The organism is Streptomyces sp. NPDC006265 (assembly GCF_040613555.1).
Taxonomy (GTDB): domain Bacteria; phylum Actinomycetota; class Actinomycetes; order Streptomycetales; family Streptomycetaceae; genus Streptomyces.
Map to the genome: position 1 here is coordinate 1 of NZ_JBEXSH010001521.1, position 1,092 is coordinate 1,092.

The following is a 1,092-nucleotide window of genomic DNA, read 5'->3' on the forward strand; positions in this document are numbered from 1 at the left end:
GGCGGATTCTCGGGGTCCTCGCAACACCTGATGGCTTACGTGGCTGTCAGTAGATCACGCAGGCGCTCGGCTGGGGTTCTCCAGTCGAGCGTTTTGCGTGGTCGGCCGTTGAGTTGTTGGGCGACGTGTTCGAGGTCTTCGGCGCTGTGCACGGACAGGTCGGTGCCCTTGGGGAAGTACTGCCGCAGCAGGCCGTTGGTGTTCTCGTTCGACCCGCGCTGCCAAGGAGAGTGCGGGTCGCAGAAGTAGACCGGTACTCCCGTGGCCACGGTGAACTGCTTGTGCGCGGCCATCTCGCAACCCTGGTCCCAGGTCAGCGAGCCGCGCAGGTGGTCGGGCAGGCTCTGGATCAGCGGCACCAGCACGTCGCGGACCTCCTCGGCGGTGTGCCCGCCAGACAGATGCCCGAGCAGGACGTAGCGGGTGGAGCGCTCGACCAGGGTCACGATCGCGCTCTCGCTTCGGGGGCCGACGATCAGATCGCCTTCCCAGTGGCCGGGAACCGCCCGGTCCTCCACCTCGGCAGGACGCTCGGAGATCATCACCATCTCGTCGACGAAGCGGCGGGTGCGCTGCTCCGGGCTGCGGCGAGGCTTGCGGCGGGTGCGCCCGCTGCGCAGTGCGACCGCGATCTCGCGACGCAGGCCGCCTCGGGCCTGGACGTAGATGGCCTGGTAGATCGTCTCCGGACTCACCCGCATGCTCTCGTCGTCGGGGAACTCGATGACCACAGCGTGACTGATCTGCTCCGGGGACCAGCGTTCGCGCAGCTTGTCCTCAACGTATCGACGCAGCGGACCGTCTGCGGCGAGCTTCGATGCCTTGAACCGTGACCGGCTCTCGGCCCAGGCCCGCTGAGCCCGGTGCGGCCGGTAGACGCCGTCGACCGCCCGGGCGTCGATTTCCCGCTTGATCGTGGACGCCGGTCGCCCCAGAGCCCGGCCGATCGCCCGCAGCGAATGGCCGGCCCGGTGCATGTCAGCGATCGTCTCCCGCTCGGTCACGGTCAGGAACCGGGGGTGCAGCCGCGCGTCGACCGCAGCGAGGGACGACTGGGTTGTGCTGGCGCCAGTGGTGGTCACACCGGTCTTA

General features: G+C 68.6%; 1 protein-coding gene. It reads right to left on the reverse strand.

What is annotated here, in order from left to right; all coding sequences use genetic code 11:
- Positions 1–35 precede the first annotated feature (35 nt).
- Positions 36–1,082, reverse strand: coding sequence for an IS30 family transposase (locus ABZ281_RS50330; RefSeq protein WP_356665640.1), 1,047 nt, complete (start codon positions 1,080–1,082; stop codon positions 36–38).
- Between the last annotated feature and the right edge of the window lie 10 nt (positions 1,083–1,092).